This is a genomic window from Brevibacterium limosum (assembly GCF_011617705.1).
Classification (GTDB): Bacteria; Actinomycetota; Actinomycetes; order Actinomycetales; family Brevibacteriaceae; genus Brevibacterium; species Brevibacterium limosum.
The window spans coordinates 3427984-3448626 of the sequence record NZ_CP050154.1 but is presented as its reverse complement, the minus strand read 5'-3'; the positions used below and the strand labels follow the sequence as shown (position 1 = coordinate 3448626).

At 64.7% G+C, this 20643-nt stretch carries 18 protein-coding genes; 12 read left to right on the top strand and 6 right to left on the bottom strand.

Annotated elements, in window-relative coordinates; genetic code table 11:
- Window positions 1-91: 91 nt before the first annotated feature.
- A complete protein-coding gene (locus tag GUY37_RS15570; protein ID WP_166827447.1) occupies window positions 92-1615 on the bottom strand; it encodes an asparagine synthase-related protein in 1524 nt (507 codons plus the stop codon).
- Window positions 1616-1926: 311 nt separating this feature from the next.
- Here GUY37_RS15570 and GUY37_RS15565 point away from each other — a divergent pair, with 311 nt between their 5' ends.
- The 7 genes from GUY37_RS15565 (at window position 1927) to GUY37_RS15535 (ending at window position 7303) form a co-directional block, all read left to right on the top strand.
- Complete coding sequence (locus GUY37_RS15565; protein ID WP_166827444.1) at window positions 1927-2127, top strand: hypothetical protein; 201 nt, start codon at window positions 1927-1929, stop codon at window positions 2125-2127.
- Between the two features lie 2 nt (window positions 2128-2129).
- Window positions 2130-2318, top strand: coding sequence for a hypothetical protein (locus GUY37_RS15560; RefSeq protein WP_166827442.1), 189 nt, complete (start codon window positions 2130-2132; stop codon window positions 2316-2318).
- Window positions 2319-2525: 207 nt separating this feature from the next.
- Window positions 2526-3884 (top strand): CynX/NimT family MFS transporter, encoded by a 1359-nt coding sequence (locus tag GUY37_RS15555; protein WP_208094691.1) that lies wholly within the window; start codon window positions 2526-2528, stop codon window positions 3882-3884.
- A 71-nt stretch (window positions 3885-3955) separates the two neighbouring features.
- Window positions 3956-4807: a helix-turn-helix domain-containing protein gene (locus GUY37_RS15550; protein WP_166827439.1), complete on the top strand. Its 852-nt coding sequence runs from the start codon at window positions 3956-3958 to the stop codon at window positions 4805-4807.
- An 82-nt stretch (window positions 4808-4889) separates the two neighbouring features.
- Window positions 4890-5312, top strand: a complete 423-nt coding sequence (locus tag GUY37_RS15545; protein ID WP_166827436.1) for a VOC family protein — start codon at window positions 4890-4892, stop codon at window positions 5310-5312.
- Window positions 5313-5626: 314 nt separating this feature from the next.
- A complete protein-coding gene (locus GUY37_RS15540; protein ID WP_208094690.1) occupies window positions 5627-6115 on the top strand; it encodes a DUF3237 domain-containing protein in 489 nt (162 codons plus the stop codon).
- Window positions 6116-6256: 141 nt separating this feature from the next.
- The gene (locus GUY37_RS15535) at window positions 6257-7303 is read left to right on the top strand and encodes an NAD(P)-dependent alcohol dehydrogenase (RefSeq protein ID WP_166827431.1); all 1047 of its coding nucleotides are present in this window, start codon (window positions 6257-6259) and stop codon (window positions 7301-7303) included.
- An 11-nt stretch (window positions 7304-7314) separates the two neighbouring features.
- Here the strand turns inward: GUY37_RS15535 and GUY37_RS15530 are convergent, their stop codons facing one another.
- Entirely contained in the window at window positions 7315-8475 is a 1161-nt protein-coding gene (locus GUY37_RS15530) for a GAF domain-containing protein (RefSeq protein ID WP_166827429.1), read from the bottom strand.
- A gap of 157 nt (window positions 8476-8632) precedes the next feature.
- On the opposite strand from GUY37_RS15530, the gene GUY37_RS15525 reads away from it, so the two are divergent.
- Window positions 8633-10453, top strand: a complete 1821-nt coding sequence (locus GUY37_RS15525) for a flavin-containing monooxygenase (protein ID WP_166827426.1) — start codon at window positions 8633-8635, stop codon at window positions 10451-10453.
- 172 nt (window positions 10454-10625) lie between these two features.
- Here the strand turns inward: GUY37_RS15525 and GUY37_RS15520 are convergent, their stop codons facing one another.
- Window positions 10626-11147, bottom strand: coding sequence for a TetR/AcrR family transcriptional regulator (locus GUY37_RS15520; protein ID WP_166827422.1), 522 nt, complete (start codon window positions 11145-11147; stop codon window positions 10626-10628).
- A 130-nt stretch (window positions 11148-11277) separates the two neighbouring features.
- On the opposite strand from GUY37_RS15520, the gene GUY37_RS15515 reads away from it, so the two are divergent.
- Entirely contained in the window at window positions 11278-12840 is a 1563-nt protein-coding gene (locus GUY37_RS15515; protein ID WP_166827419.1) for an MFS transporter, read from the top strand.
- Window positions 12837-13517, top strand: a complete 681-nt coding sequence (locus GUY37_RS15510) for a DUF4166 domain-containing protein (protein ID WP_166827416.1) — start codon at window positions 12837-12839, stop codon at window positions 13515-13517. The genes GUY37_RS15515 and GUY37_RS15510 overlap by 4 nt, the downstream gene beginning before the upstream one ends.
- 164 nt (window positions 13518-13681) lie before the next feature.
- Here GUY37_RS15510 and GUY37_RS15505 read toward each other — a convergent pair whose 3' ends face one another.
- Genes GUY37_RS15505 through GUY37_RS15495 form a run of 3 tightly spaced genes read right to left on the bottom strand, consistent with a single transcriptional unit; the run spans window position 13682 to window position 16918 of the window.
- Window positions 13682-15217, bottom strand: coding sequence for a tripartite tricarboxylate transporter permease (locus GUY37_RS15505; RefSeq protein WP_166827413.1), 1536 nt, complete (start codon window positions 15215-15217; stop codon window positions 13682-13684).
- 1 nt (window position 15218) lies between these two features.
- A complete protein-coding gene (locus GUY37_RS15500; RefSeq protein ID WP_166827411.1) occupies window positions 15219-15884 on the bottom strand; it encodes a tripartite tricarboxylate transporter TctB family protein in 666 nt (221 codons plus the stop codon).
- Window positions 15881-16918: a Bug family tripartite tricarboxylate transporter substrate binding protein gene (locus tag GUY37_RS15495; protein ID WP_166827408.1), complete on the bottom strand. Its 1038-nt coding sequence runs from the start codon at window positions 16916-16918 to the stop codon at window positions 15881-15883. Before GUY37_RS15495 ends, GUY37_RS15500 begins: the two co-directional genes overlap by 4 nt.
- A 190-nt stretch (window positions 16919-17108) precedes the next feature.
- On the opposite strand from GUY37_RS15495, the gene GUY37_RS15490 reads away from it, so the two are divergent.
- The gene (locus GUY37_RS15490) at window positions 17109-19391 is read left to right on the top strand and encodes a S9 family peptidase (protein WP_166827405.1); all 2283 of its coding nucleotides are present in this window, start codon (window positions 17109-17111) and stop codon (window positions 19389-19391) included.
- Window positions 19392-19655: 264 nt separating this feature from the next.
- Window positions 19656-20639, top strand: a complete 984-nt coding sequence (locus GUY37_RS15485) for an ABC transporter substrate-binding protein (protein ID WP_166827402.1) — start codon at window positions 19656-19658, stop codon at window positions 20637-20639.
- Window positions 20640-20643 lie beyond the last annotated feature (4 nt).

Sequence of the window (20643 nt, the reverse complement as noted above, 5' to 3'; positions counted from 1 at the left end):
CGGCTCGGCTGTGCGCCGAGCCGGGGATTTCTCCTGTGGTGCCGCTCGGACTCGGCCCGTTCAGCCTCCGGCGGCCTCGGCAGGAGGCGGTCTAAGCGTCAGCGAACCTGCCGACTGTGACACCGGCGTCTACTCCCTTTAGCGAGCGGGTGAACATGCGATAGTAGGCGAGCTCCTCGAAGGTCCGCAGCGGAGGCTGGAGGACATCGGCTTCGGCCGCGAACTCCTGTGCGGTGATCGTGGCTTCGAAATGCTCTCGGAGCACATCGTTCATTCCTGTGCCTTCGCCGAACTGCTCTTTGCGTCGCCACAACACCTCGTCGGGCAGCCACCCGTCGAAGGCGCGTCTCAGCAGCCACTTGGCAGGCCGGGAGTCGGTGACCAGCTTCCATTCCGGCGCCAGAGACATGGTCAGTTCGACCATGTCGAGGTCGAGGAAGGGAAGACGGGGTTCGACGCCGAGCGCCCCGGCGACCCGGTCCACTCGCTGCAGTCCGCCGATGTGCATTCCCTTGAGGGTGTGGAGCAGTTCGGCGTGCAGCTCCTCGCCCACTTCGTGTCGTCCGTAGTGGGTGTATCCGGCAAAGAGCTCATCGGCGCCCTCGCCGACGAGGACGATCTTGACGTGTCGTGCGGCCAATCTGGAGACGAAGAAGTTCGGCACGGCCGAGTGCACGAGCGTCGGGTCGAAGGATTCCAGACCGGCGATCACCTCGGGCACCACTTCGATCGCATCTTCGGCGGTATAGACGAGTTCGCGGTGATCAGTGTCCCAGAAATCCGCGACAGACCGCGCGGCGCGCAGGTCGCCGCTGTCAGACAGGCCGACGGCGAAGGTTTTGAGTCTGCGGCCAGCAACCGCACTGCGGCGAGCGGCGATCGCGGTGAGGATGCTGGAATCGACGCCACCGGAGAGCAGCACACCGACCGGCTGCTGACTGTCAAGGGACCGTTCGACGGCTCGGACGAGCGTCTCGCGGATGGCATCGAAGACCCACTCCGGCGGATCCTCGTACGGGGCGCGACTCTGCAGGAGGACGGGGGAGGCGCCGGGGAACTCACGAATGGCCTCGAGACCCGTCTCCGGCGTCCACACATGGCCGGGAGGGAAAGGTTCCACTTGGGGTCGCAGGTGCTTGTCGAAGGCTTTCATCTCTGAGGCGAAGATGGCTGTCTCGCCGTCACGGACCCAGTACAGCGGGGAGAGGCCCAGCACATCGCGCCCGACCGCGAATCCGCGGTTCGCGTCGGCGATGGCCAGAGCGAACGGTCCCCACATCCGCTCGAACGCAGCGGCACCGTGGTCTTCGAAGAGCACGATGGCTGCTTCGAGGTCGGAATCGGTGTAGAAGCGGTCAGGGCCCGCCTCGGCGCGAATGCGGTGATGATTGTGAATCATCCCGTCGCCGACCAAGCAGATGCTGCGCTCGGCACCACCGGTCAATGGTTGATCCCCGGATTGCGGGTCGACGATCGACAGATAACGGCTGCCCAGCCATGCGTCGCCGCTCTGCCAGTGGTCCTGACCATGGGGGCCACGGTGGGTGAGCCTCTCCAGCATGCGCAGCCCGGCTTTCGGATCGAATGAGCCATGAGCCGCAACCAAACCCGACATATGTGTCCTCTCTTCGAACTCTCAGTCTAGCGATCCAGCGCCGCTGCGCGGCGTGGTGATCGAAAGCCTACGTGCGCGCGCACCAAACACTGGCGCCAGACCACCATAGAGGTGGATCATAAGATGTGTCTGCCGCGTCGACACCGGTCCTGCCTTGGTGCGTGAGAGCTCGAAGTCCAGCGTGGTGCGGAGGGTTCCACGGGAACCGTGGATTGTTGCTACGAGCACGAGTACTAGAGTCCTGATATTTATTCCACCCTCTACGCGGCAGGCACCGATGAGTGCAAAGTGTCCGCTCGAGGAGGAGTGCCATGGACGTCATCCATCAACGTGCAGCGGGGATTGATATTTCCAAACGGGACGCGAAGGTCGCGATCCGCGCTCCGGGCAAACGACGAGACACCTACACCACGCACAACACGACGTGGGCAGCAACGACGAGCCAGATCCTCGCGTTGCGAGGTATTTGGATGCCCGATACCGACGCATTCTTATTCGTCGAGGCAAGTTGAAAGTGATCGTCGCGACGGAGCACGCGATCCTCAACAGGGTCTGGCACATGCTCAGTGACGGTGAAACCTACACCGATCTCGGCGTGGACTACTTTTCCAGGATGAACCCCGACCGAGAGAAGAGAAATGCTCTCAATCGACTTCGAGCGTTGGGGTATGACGTGACGTTGACCCCGGTGGAGGTGGCCTGACCCAACCTGCTTTCGTACTAGGTTCAACCGCCGCGAGGCTCGGAACGATCCTGCAAGCAGAGATGGGGTACGCCTTGCCTCGCGACACCGGGCTGAGAAATCTGTGGCTGAATTTGTCCATTCGGAGGCTGTTTAACGGTTCTCCGCCGAGGTGGGGCCCGCTTGAATGGGGAGTACCGACGGACCGAACTGAACGACAAGGATGCAATGAAGAGACTCGACCAGAACTTCGACCAGGACCTCTCATCCACCGATGAGGTCCATACCCTCGGCGAACCTCCGAACCGAGTGACGGTGCAGGAGAATCGGAGTCGGATGAGTCTGCTCGTCCTCGGCGCAGGTCTCATTCTCATCGGTCTCAACCTGCGCATCGGCGTCGCCTCGGTAGGGCCAGTGCTCGGGGATATCCTCGACGATCTTCGTCTCAGCGCCACAGAGGGCAGCTTCCTGACGACGATCCCAGTCTTCTCCTTCGGGGCGTTCGCGTTCCTCACGCCCGCGCTCACACGACGGTTCGGCATGCATCGGGTGCTCGGTATCCTCATGATCGTCCTCGCCGCGGGCATCGCATTGCGGCTGCAGCCGAGCCTGCTCGCTCTCTACGGCGGAACGGTACTCGTCGGTGCGGCCATCGCGGTCGGCAACGTACTGCTGCCGGCCGCAATCAAAAGCGACTTCTCTCATCGTGCGGGTTTGATGATGGGCCTGTACTCGACGTCGCTGTTCCTCGGCGCCGCGCTCGCCTCAGGACTGACAGTGCCGATCATGTCCGGCTCTGACGGATCGTGGCGGTGGGCACTCGGAATCTGGGCGGCCCCGGCAGTCCTGGCTGTTCTGCTGTGGCTTCCGCAATTGCTGCGCCGCCCAGTGAATCTTCCGAAGCCACGGAGGGTCACTGGCACGGACGACGACGCTGCCGCAGCTGCTCCGAGCGAGATCGGGGAGCCGCCTTTCCGCTCGATCCTCACTGATCCCATCGCCTGGGCGGTCACCGGCTTCATGGGACTGCAGTCGCTGAGCTACTATGCCGCATTGACCTGGGTCCCCGCGATTCTGCAAGACGGCGGCATGGCTGCCGGGAAAGCCGGCTGGATGATGTCCTACTCCGCGCTCCCCGCGATCCTCACCTGCCTCTTCACGCCATCTCTGGCGCAGCGGATGCGACCGCGCTGGATCGGTGCAGCCGCGGCCTCGGTACTCACCGGCTCCGGAATTGCCGGGCTCCTCATCGCTCCCGTGGCAGGAGCGTCTGTATGGATGACGCTTATGGGACTCGGACAGGGCGCGGCGATCAGTCTGTCACTGTCCTACATCGTGTGGCGGTCTCCGGACGCGCATCACACCGGGCACGTCTCGACGATGGCGCAGGGCATGGGATACCTCTTTGCCGGCCTCGGGCCCTTCGGTCTCGGTTGGTTGCACACGGTGACCGGTTCGTGGACGCTGCCACTCGTCACCCTCCTCGTGCTGCTCGCAGCTCAGCTGCTCATCGGCGGAATCGCAGCCCAGGACAAGCATGTCCGCACCCGTGAAGCCGACAGCCGTGAGGTGCTGCTGCACGGTTGAAATTTCAATACTGTGGGGCGTCACCGCAAGGCGGCACCTCAGTATCAAGGGCGCGGGTTTACACTGTGGGCATGTCTGCGGCACCCGCCGGCCCGCTCACCCGCGCTCCGCACCCGAGCCTACGTCCATTCGTGGGCGATTATGCCGGCTACGACATCTCCGGCGTCCCCGCGGGGACGCATCTCGGGCTGCCATCGGGAACGCTGACGTTCATCGTCTCGATCGACGAACCACTGTGCCAGGTCGACGCGGTCACCGGCAGCCGCGAGCATTACGACGTACTGCTCGCCGGACTCCACCTGCGCTCGACTCTCATCGCTCACCCCGGCGCGATGTCCGGAATCCAGATCAACTTCAACCCATCGGCTCCGCGCGCGTTCTTCGGAGTCCCCGCCGCAGAGTTCGCCCACCACAGTGTCGACCTCGCCCAGCTCTCCCGACCGCTGGCCGCGGAACTGCATGAGCGGGTGAATCTCGAGACCGAATGGTCCGCCCGCTTCGCCGCCATCGACGAGGTGCTCATAAGCACGATCGATGACACGAATCGTCCCCGCACCGAGGTGGCCGCCGCCTGGCATCGGATCGTCGGCAGCCGCGGCGGTCTGCCCGTCTCCCTCGTCGCCGATGACATCGGGTGGAGCAGGCGCCATCTGGGCAGCCAGTTCCGGTCGGAGTACGGGATCGGCCCGAAGGATGCCGCACGCATCGTCCGCTTCGATCGAGCGCGGCGTCTCATCCCGGTCGGCCGAGGCAGCTTGGCGGAGATCGCGGTGGACTGCGGCAATGCCGATCAGGCGCACCTCAACCGGGACTTCCGGGAGTTCGTCGGCCTCAGCCCGAGTCGGTGGTTGGCCGCCGACGACGTGGCTCGAACGCAGACGGTGGGAACTGATTCGGCTGGGGCCGCCTCGGCGAGGGGATGAATTGTTCCCATTTGTTCAAGACCTGGTGGGGAGCGCTCCTCGATGATGGAGATTCCAGAACACCCAGAGAGAAGGAGTCCTCATGTCCGCCGAACCTGCACACGCTCAGTCATGCAACGTCTGGCCCACATTCCGCTACCGCGATGCCAAAGCGGCGATCGCCTTCCTGCAGGACGCGCTCGGCTTCGAAGTCATCGCCGAGTACATGAACGCCGAGGATCCCGACCGTGTCGACCACGCCGAACTGGCGTGGCCCGAGGGCGGGGGAGTGATGCTCGGGTCCGTTCGTGATGACGGCGGTGTCATGACCAAGACGGGAGTCGCCTCGGGGTCGGTGTATCTGGCGGCCGGGAACGTTCGCGAACTCCACGCGCGGGCGATCGCCGCCGGTGCCACCGAGGTCATGGGTCTGACCGAACAGGACTACGGTTCGCTCGACTTCAGCATCCAGGATCCCGAAGGCGTGCTGTGGTCGATCGGCAGCTACCGCGGCGCGTCCGCGTAGGACGGGGCCGGGTGCTGCCAGTGATCGATCGCCGAGAGGATCCTCGGACCGCAGAGCTCATTCGAGCCCGAGGTTTGGCGAGCACCGAGCGGACGTTGCGCACCCGCTGTCGATGGTGGCTCGATGCCGGCGGGGAACTGACAGTGCCGGTTTCGTGCGCCGGTTTGCGGGCCTTGGAACGATGAGCAGACGACGCAGCGAGTGTTTTAGCATCAGGGGCAGGTTGCTCTCGGGCTGTGCCGACCCTGGCAATCAGCGTCTGACTGAGCGGCCTACCGATACAGCCCAGTTGAGGGATGAAAAGGGGATCACACGTGACAGATGAGACGGCACGTGCCGGTGAGGATGCCGTCGCACCGGCACTCGAGTTCTTCGCGACCATCACAGCGCTCATCGAGGAGCCGATCGAAATAGGCCAGATGAAGACCGGTCGGAAACGAGTGATACCCATCTCCGGAGGATCGATCGTCGGGCCGGAGATCTCGGGGCATGTGCTGCCCGGCGGTGCGGACTTTCAGACCATCCGTTCGGAGACCGTCACCGAGGTGGTCGCGAAGTATGCGTTCGAACTCATCGACGGTGAGCACATCGAGATCGAGAACGTCGGCATCCGCACGGCCTCGGCCGAGGACGCCGCCGCGCTCGCCGACGGTGAGGCAGTCCCACCGGAGCGCGTGTATTTCCGATGTGTGCCTTCCCTGGTGGGCTCGGGAAAGTGGGATTGGGTCGACGAAGTGATCTTCATCGGTTCGGGTCGACGGTACCCGGACCGTGTCGAAGTCGACGTCTTCATCGTGCGCTGAAAGTGCCGCCAGGGTCCGAACCGGCAGTGGAATTCGTGGTTTCACCAGGTGATATAAGGGTTCAATTATCTGTGGCGCGAGCCTAACGTGGCCCTTGGAGCGGTAATCACCGCGCCGATCCATTCGAAAGGAGCTCGCAGCATGAAGGCGATCGTCTTCGAAGACTTCAAAACCTTTCCCACGCTCAAAGACGTCGAGAAGCCCACACCCGGACCAGGTGAAGTTCTGCTCAAGGTTGCCGGAGCAGGAGCCTGCCACTCGGACGTTGCCGTCTACAGCGAATTCGAAGAAGGCAGTCCCGGAGCAGTGCCACCGCCATTCGTCCTCGGACATGAGAATTCGGGCTGGGTCGAAGATCTCGGCCCCGGAATATCGGGATTCAAGAAGGGCGATGCCTACCTCGTCTACGGCCCGATCGGCTGCGGTCGCTGCCGAGCGTGCTCGCGTGGGCAGGACACTTACTGTGAGAACGCCGCGACCAACCCCTACCTCGGCGTCGGACTGGGCCGTGACGGCGGGATGGCCGAATACGTCACCGTCCCCGCACGGAATCTCGTCCCCCTCGGCGATGCCGACCCCGTCGCCGCAGCACCGCTCTCCGACGCCGGTCTGACCCCCTACCACGCAATCAAGAACTCGCTGCCCAACCTTGCGGGAGGCGGACGATACGCGCTGGTCATCGGTCTCGGCGGACTGGGCCAGATCGGCGTGCAGATCTTGAAGGCCCTCACCGGAGCGACGATCATCGCCACGGATATGAAACCCGAGGCGATGGCGAAGGCCGAAGAAGCCGGGGCCATCACCGTGGGCGGGGGAGATGATCAGGTTGAACGAATCCGTGAGATCACCGGCGGCAAGGGCGTCGATGCGGCGTTCGACTTCGTCGGCGCACCTTCGACCGTCAAAGTCGCCGCCCAGTCAATGGCTCGCATGGGCCGCTGCACAGTCGTCGGCATTGCCGGGGGAGCATATGAGTGGTCGTTCTTCACCACCCCCTACGAAGCGACGCTGACGAACACCTACTGGGGAACGATCGAGGACCTCTATGAGGTCGTGGACATGTACCGGGCCGGTCAGATCATGCCGGAAATCAAACGCTACAGCCTCGACGACGGTCTCGAGGCCTATCGGAAGCTGCAGGCCGGGGAGCTCTCCGGCCGAGCCGTCGTCGTCCCGCACCAGGCCTGAGCCTCACTGCCTCACTCCACCCGAGCGTCGACGCCTTCTGCCCACCGGTAGGGACGGGTGGCGAGCAGGGCTCCGACCGATCGGCGCAGGCGCGAGACCTCGGCGCGGACGGTGACCACATGGTCGCCGTCCCCGTAGAGACGCTGGCTGAGGTCGGCGGCACTGATCCCCGCCGCCCCCGCCGAAGTGACCGCCGCGAGGATCTGCGCCCGCCGTGGCGTGAGCGGAACCACGAGGGGTTCGGCACCGGAACAGATGTCGAGAACGGGTGGGTCCTGCCTCATCCGCAGGGCCACCGACGCCCGTCGGTCACCGGTGGGGCGCAGCAGCCACCCACCGGTGATCTTCTCCGGCAGGCACAGACCGGCACCGGGGATGAGGACCGAACGGTCGGCGGCGGGCACCTCGATGCGGTCCCGGCTGCGCACTCCCTGCTGGTACGCCACCCACCCGGCATCGTCGACGACGAGTGCCGGACCGGAGGAGCCGGCGAGCATCGCCGACATCCGGTCCCGCAGAGTGTTCAAGGCTTCCTGCTGCGCGATCATCAGCCGGGCCTCGGCCAGGCGCACCGCCGTCGTCACCAGAGACTGCACTGCGGGGTGAAGAGTCAGGGCCGGGCCGCTGATGTCGACGACGCCTAAGAGGGTTCCGTCATGCGGGTCGTGCACCGGCACGGCACTGCAGTACCAAGGATGCTGAGAGGCTTCGAAGTGCTCAGCGGAGAAGAGCTGCACGGGTGCCTCCTCGGTCAGGGCTGTGCCGATGGCGTTCGTGCCGACCGTGGTTTCGGACCAATGTGCTCCTTCGACGAATCCGAGCTCATCGGCCTGGCGCTTGGCGGAAGCCGCACCATCTCGCCACAGAATGACCCCATCGGCGTCGGTGACGACGAGGATGAACGGTGCCGCGTCCGGGGCACGCAGCAGCACCGATTGCATCTCCTCGACGACCAGTCGCAGCTTCGACGTCCTCCGACGCGTCTCCAGCTCGGCCTCATCGGCGACGAACCGAGCATTCGCACCGTCAGGGTCCAGCCCCAAACGCAGCATCCGATCCCACGAGCGCTTGACCAGCGCGCGCGGTTGCACCGGCGGCGAAGCCCCGGTGAGCACGGCATCGTGAATGCGTGTCAGATCCCTGGCGAGATGCGCCAGATCCGGCTGAAGCATGCCTTGAGTATAAGACGGGAACGAACCCCTGACCATGGGGTCGAAGCGTTCATGAGAATCCCGCCTCGGCGCGAGCCCATGCAATCCGATGCAACTCTTCCGAGCCGCGTGCGCCCGGCCTAGGTTGGGATCACTGAACTCAATGAGGAGGAGTGAAATGACAACGACGATCGACCGTCCCCAGCTGACTGCCGACGACATCGCAATGAGGTGGCTCCAGGACTTCGAATCGGCGCTGAGCCGCCGGGACATCCCGGCCGCTGCCGGACTGTTCGCCACGGACAGCTACTGGAGGGACCTCGTGTCCTTCACCTGGAACCTCAAGACGGTGGAGAACCCCGATGGGGTCACCGACCTGCTCACCCACAATCTCGACCGGGTCTCACCGGCCGAATTCGAACTCACCGATCCGGCGTCAACGGCGGACGGAGTGACCGAAGCATGGTTCACCTTCACCACCTCGGTGGGGCTGGGAAAGGGACTCGTCCGCCTCATCGACGAAGACGGCATCAAGGCCTGGACCGTGCTCACCTCGCTGCAGGAGATCACCGGTCATGAGGAACCGCGCGGCACCCGCCGGGTCAAAGGGGCCGAACACGGCGTCGATCCCGAGCGGAAGAGCTGGTCGGAGAAGCTCGCCGAGGAAGACGCCGCCTGGGGCAAGACCGCCGACCCCTACATCCTCGTCGTCGGTGGCGGACAGGGCGGGATCGCCCTCGGTGCTCGCCTCCGCCAACTCGGGGTGCCCTCCCTGGTCATCGATCGGTGGGAGAGGCCGGGCGATCAGTGGCGGTCGCGGTACAAGTCTCTGTGTCTGCACGATCCGGTCTGGTACGACCATCTGCCGTATCTGAAGTTCCCGGACAATTGGCCGGTGTTCGCGCCCAAGGACAAGATCGCGGACTGGTTGGAGTTCTACACGAAGGTGATGGAGATTCCGTACTGGTCATCGACCGCAGCCACCTCGGCGAAATATGACGAAGCGGCGGGTCGGTGGACGGTCGAGGTCGAACGGGACGGGGAGAAGGTCACTCTGCGCCCGACCCATCTGGTGATGGCCACGGGGATGTCGGGCAAGCCGAGCATTCCCACCTTCCCGGGGTCGGACGTCTTCAAGGGCGAGCAGCAGCACTCCTCGCAGCACCCGGGTCCTGACGCGTATGCGGACAAGAGAGTCGTCGTCATCGGCAGCAACAACTCCGCCTTCGACATCTGCGGTGCTCTGTACGAGAACGGCGCCGACGTCACGATGGTGCAGCGCTCGAGCACGCACATCGTCAAGAGCGATTCGCTCGTGGAGATCGCGATGGGGGACCTGTACTCCGAACGCGCGCTGGCCAATGGCGTGACGACGGAGAAAGCGGATCTCATCTTCGCGTCACTGCCGTATCGGATCATGCACGAGTTCCAGATCCCGCTCTACGACCAGATCAAGGAAGAGGACAAGGACTTCTATCAGCGCATGGAGGCGGCCGGATTCGATCTCGACTTCGGCGATGACGAGTCCGGTCTGTTCCTCAAGTATCTGCGTCGGGGCTCGGGCTACTACATCGACGTCGGATCCGCCGAGCTCGTCGCCGACGGCAAAGTGAAGCTGGCCAAGGGTCAGGTCGACCACCTCACCGAGGATGCCGTCGTCCTTGATGACGGCACCGAGCTGCCGGCCGACCTCGTCGTCTACGCCACCGGCTACGGTTCGATGAACGGGTGGGTCGCTGACCTCGTCGATCAGGAGACCGCGGACAAGGTCGGCAAATGCTGGGGACTGGGGTCGGAGACGACGAAGGACCCAGGCCCGTGGGAAGGCGAGCAGCGCAATATGTGGAAGCCGACCCAGCAGGAGAACCTGTGGTTCATGGGCGGCAACCTCCACCAGGCTCGCCACTACTCGCTGTACCTGGCCCTTCAGCTCAAGGCCCGCCACGAGGGAATCGACACTCCGGTGTATGGGCTGCAGGAGGTGCACCACCTGAGCTGATTCAAGAGTCGGCGCAGCGTGAGGCTGATCTTCCGCGTGAATTCACGCTGGCCGGTGAATTACTGCTCATAGGTGGGAGAAATGGTCACGTTCTGCGCAGAAGAACGTGACCACTTCTCCCACCTGGTGCGTCTGCCAGGCGTCCGTCAGGAGAGATGCGCGGAGTGGTGCTCTAGAGACCCAGGCGTTCCAAGACTCGTTTGACGTGGTCGAGGGCTTCGTCCTGCGAGAGACCGAAGTTCTGGTTGAAGTACATGCCGTCTCCGATGAGCTGAATCGTCATCGCCAGATCGGCATCGCCGAGGTGGTCGTTGAGTAAGTTGAACCAGGCTTCCCGAGTATTGCGCAGAGCGGCCTTGGCCTCCTCGTTCTCCAGCGCGAGGCAGCCGGCTGCGATGAGACTGCGGTCCAGGGGAGTGCCGACCTCGGCCGAGGTCTCGAGGTAGTAGTAGTGGAGGCGCTCGCCGGCGGCCTTCATCTCGTCGACGTCCTCGGCCACGAGTCGGCTCAGGCGCTCCAGGCTTCCCTCAATGAGTGCCGCCTTCGAGCCGAAGTGGTAGAGCAGGCCGCCCTTGGAGACACCCGCTTTCGCAGCCACTGCGTCCAGGGTCGCTCCCGCTGTGCCGTGCTCGTCGAGGAGCGTATCGAAAGCGTCGAGCAGCTTCTCCTTGGTTGCGGTCGGATTGCGTGCCATGCTCACGAGCCTAGTCGATCAGGGGGACGCAGGTCTGACCGGCGGTGCAGCCTGCGCAATTGCTGAGCATTTGGACCCAGACCGCTATCCGCCTTTATAACTGTACCGTCTAGACGGTACAGTAGAGGTTATGACGAGGACACTGACTCCACAGCTGCGGGCCGGACGGCGCGAATGGGCCGGACTGGCGGTGCTTATGGTCCCCGTGCTGCTGATCTCGATCGATAACACGGTCCTCGGCTTCGCGATCCCGGCCATCAGCACCGGTCTGCACCCGACGGGCACGCAGCTGCTGTGGATCGTCGACATCTACGCGCTCATGCTCGCCGGTCTGCTGGTGGCCATGGGCAGCCTCGGCGATCGGGTCGGGCGACGCAAGCTGCTCATCATCGGATCTGCCGGATTCGGTGCGGCCTCACTGCTCGCGGCCTTCTCCACCACCGCCGAGATGCTCATCCTCGCCCGTGCCCTGCTGGGCATCTTCGGCGCCACCCTCATGCCCTCGACGTTGTCGCTCATCCGCAACATCTTCGACCACGACAAAGACCGCCGCATCGCGATCGCCACCTGGGCGGCGATGTTCTCCGGCGGTGCGGCGCTGGGTCCGATCCTCGGCGGCTTTCTGCTCGAACACTTCCACTGGAGCTCGGTCTTCTTCATCAACCTGCCGCTCATCGCGCTCTTCATCCCCGCGGCCGCGATCCTGCTGCCCGAATCGCGCGACCCGAACCCCGGCCGTTTCGACCCGTTCTCCATCATCCTGTCGATGCTTGCCCTGGCACCGCTCGTCTTCGCTATCAAACACAGCCTGGCATCGGGCGCCGACATCCTCTTCTGGCTGAGTCTGTCAGTGGCCATCGTCGCCGGAACCAGCTTCGTCCTCCGTCAGCTCGCCACATCGAACCCGATGCTCGACGTCCGTCTGTTCGCGAACTCCGTGTTCACCTCGGCGGTGGTGTCGAACCTGCTGAGCATCATGGGACTGGCCGGATTCCTCTATTTCGGCACGCAGCTGCTCCAGCTCGTGCTCGGACTCTCTCCGATCGATGCCGCCCTCGTGCTCATTCCGGGGCTGATCACCTCGGTCGCGGCCGGCTATCTCGCGGTGCCGCTCATCTCTCGCTTCGAACCGCGCGTCGTCGTTCCCTGCGCGCTCGTGCTCAATGCGATCGGCATGGGCATCATCGCCTTCACGCCCGAGCACTCCGTGGTGGGAATGCTGCTGGCCTTCCTCATCCTCGGCATCGGACTCGGCGCCGCCGAAGTCATCACGAACGACCTCATTCTCGCTGCGGTCCCAGCTCACAAGGCCGGAGCCGCCTCGGCGATCTCGGAAACCGCCTACGAATTCGGATCCGTCATGGGTACGACCGTCCTCGGTGGGCTCTCGACCTTCATGTACGGATCCGCGCTGCAGTCCGAGATCGGGGACAAAGCGGACAGAGCCCAGTTCGATACGCTCGGCTCCGCCCTCGAATACGCGTCCGGGCTGACCGCATCGGCCGGGGAGCGGATCACCGAGGCGGCTGTGACAGCCTTCGACTTCGGCGTGCAGTGGGCAGCCGGTGCGGCCGTCGTCCTCGTCCTCATCGCCGCTGTGCTCACGAGCGTCGGACTCAAGGGGGCTGGCCGGCTCATGTCCGATGCGAATACCGAGGCGACCGAAAAGGATGCCCTACACTCACAGGCATGAGCCGAGAGATCCGATCCCCGTACGAGCGCGCGCTCGGGTCCCGCCTCGGCGAGCTGCACCCAGTGCTCCGCCGCTACTTCGCGGCGATCCCTGCCGGATCGGTAGGCATCGGCGAGGGAGTCTTCTACCGCTTCGGCACCGAACGGCGGTGGCTGTCGCCGATCCTCGCCGTGGCCCGTCGGCGCCGAGTGATCGTGCCCGGCGTGCACCGTGAGGTGCCGTTCCGTATCGAGAATCGGACGGACGACGGCAGACAGACCGCGACGCGGACGCTGTACTTCGACAAGGGCGCATGGTCGATGGTTGATGCGGTGTCGTTCGTCCCCGGCCGGCGTTCAGCGGAGATGGGCGGCGAAGGAGCCTGCGAATCTCGGGGTGTCGTCGATGTGCTCGGGAAGCCGCCCATCGTCGAAGCCGAATTCGACGTCGATGTGGTCGACTGGGGACTGCGACTGCAGAGCCGCCGGGTCGGACTCCGGCTCGGTCGGCTGAGAGTTGTTGTCCCGAAAGCGATGTGCCCGGTCATCGCCTTGAGCGAGCGCTTCGACGACAGTACTGACCGGCAGCGAGTCGACCTCGTCGTCGATGCGCCGATCATCGGACGCGTCTACGAGTACGCGGGGACGTTCACCTACCGCATCGAGTCCGGAGGCGACCCCGCACCGAGGTTCGGCTGAGCGGCCCATCAAGCGTCCCGGCGTGGTGTCCGGAGGCCGGCTAACGCGCCAAACGCCGTCGTTCAAGCCGAAGCGCGGATATCGAATCGTAGACGACTCGATATCCGCGCTTGGCCTTGAACGACGGTCGGGCACCGCACTTCGGCTTGAACGAACCCCGGAGATCAGCGCGTCGAAGCGAGGATCTCCTGGTTCGTCTGCTTCTGCCGCCTACGGGCCAGCACTCGGCCGATGCCGGTGTAGACCAGAGCGGCGATGAGCACGAGATAGATGACGATCGTGATCGGCGAGGACACGAGCGTCGATGCGTCACCGCCGGAGGCCAGCAGAGCATCGCGCAGGTTCGACTCGGCCAGGGGACCGAGCACCATGCCGATCATCAGCGGAGCCAGCGGCACACCGTAGCGTTTGAGCACGAAGCTGAGGACACCGATGCCCAAGAGGATGAGCAGCTCGAACGTCGAGGCGCTCGTCGCGTAGATGCCCAGACCGCAGAACACCGCGATGCCGCCGTAGAGGTACGGGTCCGGGATCTTCAGCAGCTTCGCCCACAGGGGAGCGAAGGGCAGGTTGATGATGAGCAGCACGATCATCGCGATGAAGAAGCTCGCCAGCAGACCCCAGACGAGCTCGGGGGAGCGGTCGAAGAGCAGCGGTCCGGGCTGGATGCCGTACTGACGGAAGGCGGCGAGCATGATCGCCGCGGTCGCCGAGATCGGAAGACCAAGAGCCAGCAGCGCACCCATGGCGATGCCCGTCGTCGCCGATCCGGCCGCCTCGGGGGCGGCAAGACCACGGATCGCACCCTTGCCGAACTGCGGATCCTTCCGGCGGGAATCGAGCTTGCGCTCCAGGCCATAGGCCATGAACGTCGGCACATCGGCACCGCCGACGGGGATGACGCCGAAGGGCAGGCCGATCGCGGTTCCGCGCAGCCATGCCGGCACAGCCTCGCCGACCTCCTTGCGGGAGAGGAAGGGCCGACCCGAGGAGTTGATCGTGTTGTCCTTGGTCTGACGGCGGATGCGGGAGGCGATGAAGAACACCTCACCGAGGGCGAGCACACCGACGGTCACCGTGACCAGGGAGACTCCGTCGAAGAGCTCGGGGACACCGAGCGTGAAACGCTCCGTACCGGAGACCGAGTCGATGCCGATGACTGTGAAGCCGATGCCCAGCACCAGTGCCGTGAGCCCCTTGAGCACCGAATCGGCGACCACCGAGGAGGTGGCGACGAAGGCGAAGAGCGCGAGGGCGAAGAACTCGGCCGGGCCGAAGCTCGTCGACAGGTCCGCCAGCGCCGGGGCGACGAATACGACGAGGAAGCAGGAGATGAAGCCGCCGATGAACGCGCCGATCGCAGCCGTGGCCAGAGCCTGCGGGGCCCGCCCGGCCTTGGCCATCTTGTGGCCTTCGAAGGTCGAGGCGATCGCAGAGGCCTGGCCCGGGGTGTTCATGAGGATGGCCATCGTCGAGTCGCCGAAGAGTCCACCGAAGTAGACGCCGGCGAACATGATGAACGCACCCGTGGGGTCCAGCGCGAAGGTCATCGGCAGCAGCAGAGCCACGGCCATCGACGAACCCAGGCCCGGCAGCACACCGACGGCGGTGCCGAGGAAGCAGCCGACGAGGACCCACAGCAGGTTCATCGGCGTCAGAGCGTGTGTGAACCCTTCGAAGAGGGACATGAGGGCGTCCATATCAGAAGCCACCTCCCAGAATTCCCGAAGGAAGGTTGAGTCCCAGCAGCACCGCGAAGGCGATGTAGACCAGGGATGAGAATGTCAGCGCCAGGGTGAGGTCGAACAGCGGTTTCTTCGAGCCCATCGACCGGGCCACGCACCAGAACAGAAGGGCTGCGGCGATGATCCACCCGGCGAACTCGAGGATGAGAGCGAAGGCCGCGAATCCGCCGGCGCCCCAGGCCAGGGACACGAAGTCGCTGTGCGTGCGGTGCCTCTGATCGGCGGCTCGGGCCGCTGCGAGAGCCTGGCGGTCGATTGCCGGCTCGTCCTCCTCATGAGGGGACAGGCGCGAGGCCGACACCGCCGAGGTGACCGGAGTCGAGAACGCCTTGTCCTCCTCGGCCGCGGCCGGCAGCTCCTCGTCGACATCGACGGGTTCGGGATTGCGGATATAGGCGATGACGAGCAGGATCGTCAGCGCGTAGCCGACGAGCATGGTGATCGTCGGGAAGAACTGCGGACCGGGTTTGTCCGCATCCGCGGGCACCTCCATGGTGAGGATGCCCACGAGCAGATAGGTCGAGAACGCCCCCATGATGAGGGGGACGATGAGACCCGACCGCCCCTGCCACCAGGTTCCGGCACCGAGGTGGCCCGTCCGTTCCGTCGTCTGTGCGTTCACAGTCCCAACTCCTTCAGCAGCTTCTCCACCCGTGACGAGTCCTCCTTGACGAACTCGGCGAATTCGTCGCCGGTCAGCCACACGTCGGTCCACTTGTTCCGATCGAGAGCGTCTTTCCACGCCGCACTGTCGCGGGTCTTGGTCAGCACCTCGAGCAGCTGAGCGGATTCGTCTCCGGTGATGTCCGGCGCACCGAGCCAGCCGCGCCAGTTCGTCAGCGTGACCTCATAGCCCTGTTCGGACATGGTGGGCACATCGTCGAAGCCCTTGATCCGCTTCGGTGCGGCGACCCCGATGGCTTTGACGCGTCCGGCCTCGATCTGGTCGGAGACCTCGTTGAAGCCGCAGGAGGCGAAGTCGGTGGTCCCCGAGAGCAGAGTCTGGATCGCCTCGCCGCCGCCGGACTTCGGGATATAGGTGATGTCGGAGGCGGAGATCCCGCCGAGCAATGCCAGCTGAGCGATGGTGAGATGGTCGACCGACCCGGCCGAACCGCCCGTCCACACGAAGCCCTTCGGATCCTTCTTCCACGCACCTACGACATCGTCGATCGTGTTGTGCGGGGAATCCGCGGCGGCGATGAGCACATCGTAGTCTTCGGCGACCCGGGCGAGCAGGGTCGTGTTGTCGAAGCCGACCGGCGACTTGTTCAGCGCGATTCCGCCGACCATGGCGGTGCCGGTGGCCAGGATCGTGTCCGCCTGACCGTGCATGGTCGAGAATTTGCCGAGGCCGATGGTGCCGCCGGCGCCCGGGATGTTGACGACCTGGGCGTTGTTGGCGAGCCGGTCGACGCGCATTGCCTGCTGCGTCTCGCGGGCGAATCCGTCCCATCCGCCGCCGGCGCCTGCCGGAGCGATGAGCGTGAGATTCGATGACAGGTCGCCCTTCGCCGAGGCGGCCCTGACCGAGTATGTCGTCGCCGTTCCGATCGCCGCCAAGGCGATCGCCCCGTAGGCGATGCGACCGAACGTTCGTCGGGAGGGATGGGAGGATTCCGTCACGGAACCCTCGGGAGGTGGCGCCTGTGGCACGGACTTCTCCTTTGAAGGCAGGTGTGATGTGAGACTCACCTTAGAGGTTGCTGAGTGTCGAGTGCGAGATTGTGCTCACTCTGCGCGTTCTGCTCATTGAGCGCGTTGAGTGCATTCTGCTCAGCGCGGAGTCGGCGGCGATACATCGGTCGGGTGCCGGGGTTTCCGGACCGGCAGCTAGGCTGACGTCATGAGCGAAACTTCCGGCGCAGACCCCGCAGCCTCGACGACCGCGACCCCGGCATCGGCACCGGTGGCGAAGAAGGTTCCGTTCGAGCGCACGCACCACGGTCATACCTTCGTCGACGACTACGAGTGGATGCGTGAGAAGGAGTCACCCGAGGTGATCGCCCACCTCGAGGCGGAGAACGCCTGGATGAACGCGCAGACCGCTCACCTCGAAGGGCTGCAGGAATCGATATTCACCGAGATCAGAACGCGCATCAAAGAGACCGATATGTCCGTGGCCAACCGGCGTGGGCGGTATTGGTATTTCTCCCGGACCAAGGCAGGACTCGACTACGGCATCAGCGTCCGGCTCCCCATCTCGGACCCAGACGACTGGACCCCGCCGGAGGTCGGCGAAGAGCCTCTGCCCGGCGAAGAGGTCGTCTTCGACTCGAACATCGCGGCCGCAGGCCAGGAATTCTTCTCCCTCGGCTCCTTCTCACTCTCGGATGACGGCAGCCGACTCCTCTACGGCGTCGACACCACAGGCGACGAGCGCTACACACTGCGCGTGCGCGACCTGGGCACCGGAGACGACCTCGCCGACACGATCGAGGGCACCTTCGCCGGAGCCTCCCTCGACCCGAGCGGCCGGTTCGTCTTCTACACCACCGTCGACGACGCCTGGCGACCGGAGAAGGTGTGGCGCCACGTCGTCGGCACCGACAGCAGCGACGACGTGTGCATCTTCCATGAACCCGATGAGCGCTTCTTCGTCGGATCGGGCTTCTCTCGTTCGGGCCGGATGATGTTCGTCGTCACCGGGTCGAAGACGACGACCGGCTATTGGAGCCTCAGCGCCGACGACCTCGAGGCCGAGCCGCAGGAGATCTGGCCCCGAGTCGACGGGGTCGAGTACAACGTCGAGCACGCGGTCATCGGCGGTGAGGACCGGTTCCTCATCACCCACAACCGCAACCGCGCCGATTTCGAACTCGTCGACGTCCCGGCCGCCGAACCGACCGCAGCCGGCCGCGACATCATCGCCGCCGGTGCGCATTCAGGCGTAAGTCATGAGCTGAGCATCGACGACCTGCGCATCGAAGACGTCGACGCCTTCGCCGACTTCATCGTGCTCAGCTACCGCCGCGGCGGCTTCGCGCGCGTCGGCATCGTCCGCCTGTGCGAGGCCTCCTCTCCGTTCGGTCCGCTGCAGGAGCTGCCCTTCGGCCGAGAGACCGGGTCACTTTACCTGGGCAGCAACCCCGAATTCGCACAGGCGAGCATCCGACTGCACTTCACCTCCATGTCCACACCCGCCGTGATCTATTCCCACAGGGTCGCAGACGGCACTGACACGGTTCTCAAACGTCAGCCCGTTCTCGGATCGGTCGACCTGGACGACTACACCGAAACCCTGCTGTGGGCGAAGGCCGACGACGGCACGGATATCCCGATCTCGATCGTCTGCCGCAAGGATCTCCACCAGTTCGGCGATGACGACACCCCCGCCTCGGAGATGGAGGGAACGGGCGACGGCGGTGACGCGATGAACGGCACGGCCGCCTCGGCGAAAGGGGAGCCGGCACCGCTGCTCCTCTACGGGTACGGCTCCTACGAAGCGAGCATGGATCCGTACTTCTCGGTCTCACGGCTGTCTCTGCTCGACCGCGGCGTCGTCTTCGCCATCGCCCATGTGCGTGGCGGCGGCGAAATGGGCCGACACTGGTACGACCAGGGCAAGACCACGGCGAAGAAGAACACGTTCACCGACTTCATCGACGTCGCCCGCCACCTCATCGACACCGGCTGGACGAGCCCGGACCGGCTCGTGGCCAGCGGCGGCTCGGCCGGCGGGCTGCTCATGGGCGCCATCGCGAACACGGCCCCCGAGCTCTTCGCCGGAATCAGCGCCGAAGTGCCCTTCGTCGACGCGCTGACCTCGATCCTCATGCCCGAGCTGCCGCTGACGGTCATCGAATGGGAGGAGTGGGGCGACCCGCTGCACGATCCGGAGGTCTACGAGTACATGCGCTCGTACTCTCCGTACGAAAACGTCACCGAGGCGGCCTACCCGCGGATCTTGGCCGTGACCTCGCTCAACGACACCCGAGTCCTCTACGTCGAACCCGCGAAATGGGTCGCCCGACTCCGCGAAGTCGGTGCCGACGCCCTGCTCAGGACCGAAATGGTCGCCGGCCACGGCGGGGCGTCCGGACGCTACGACGCATGGAAGGAGATCGCCTTCGAGTACGCGTGGATCCTCGATGTGCTGGGACGATCGGATGCCGAAATAGAGGCCTGAGGGGACGACTGTCGCCGCAGATAACGATACTGGGACGATTGTCTCCAAAACCCGGAATCGGCACCCGGCGTCAGTGCCGGGCCATAGAGTGGATATCATCACATTCGACGTGATGCGCGTCATGGTCGCAGAAAGGTCTGTGACCAGGCGGCGCATCATTCATCTGCATTGCCGTCATCTCCTTGCGCGCGGGGAGCGTCGGTGTCGAATGCAGAATTCGTGACGGATCCGCACCGGCGGACCGAAATTCCGAAAGGGAGAAGAATGCGTCTCAGGAAATTGGCCACAGCGATTGTGGCGGTCGGTTCGATTCTTGCGGTTTCGGCCTGCTCCGGCGGCGAGGGCGGTGACGGCGGCGGCCAGGAGGACTCGTTCGCCATCGGTGTCTCACAGCTCGTGCAGCACCCGGCGCTCGATGCCGCCACCGAAGGCTTCAAGAAGTCCTTCGAGGACGCCGGTGTCGAGGTGGAGTGGGATGTGCAGAACGCACAGGGCGAACAGGCCAATGCGACCTCGATCGCCCAGCAGTTCGCCAACGACGACCTCGACCTCGTGCTCGCCGTCGCCACCCCGGCCGCTCAGGCCGCAGCCCAGGCGATCACCGACAAGCCCGTGCTCTTCACCGCCGTCACCGACGCCCAAGAAGCCGGACTCGTCGACTCCGACGATGCGCCCGGCGGCAACGTCACCGGCACCTCCGACCTCAACCCGGTCGAGGAGCAGCTCAAGCTGGTCAAAGACGTCAAGCCGGATGCGAAGACCGTCGGCATCGTCTACAGCTCAGGTGAGGTCAACTCGCAGGTGCAGGTCGATCTCGCGAAGAAGGCCGCGAAGGACCTCGACGTGACGATCAAGGAAGCGACGATCGCGAATTCGGGCGAACTCGCACAGGCCGTGGACTCGCTCGGCAAGGTCGACGCCTACTACGTGCCCACCGACAACAACGTCGTCTCGGCGGTGTCGACCATGGTCCAGGCGGCGGAGAAGAACAAGGCTCTGCTCGTCGGATCCGAAGCCGGCCAGGTCGAATCCGGTGCGGCGATCACCCGCGGCATCGACTACACGAAGCTCGGCGAACAGACCGGCGAAATGGCTCTGAAGATCCTCCGCGACGGAAGCAAGCCCGCCGATATGCCCGTCGAGACCAGCTCGAACCTCGAGCTCGTAGTCAACCCGAAGGCCGCGAAGGCGCAGGGCGTCGAGATTCCGAAGAGTCTCGTCGACGAAGCCGACAACGTCATCGAGTGATCGG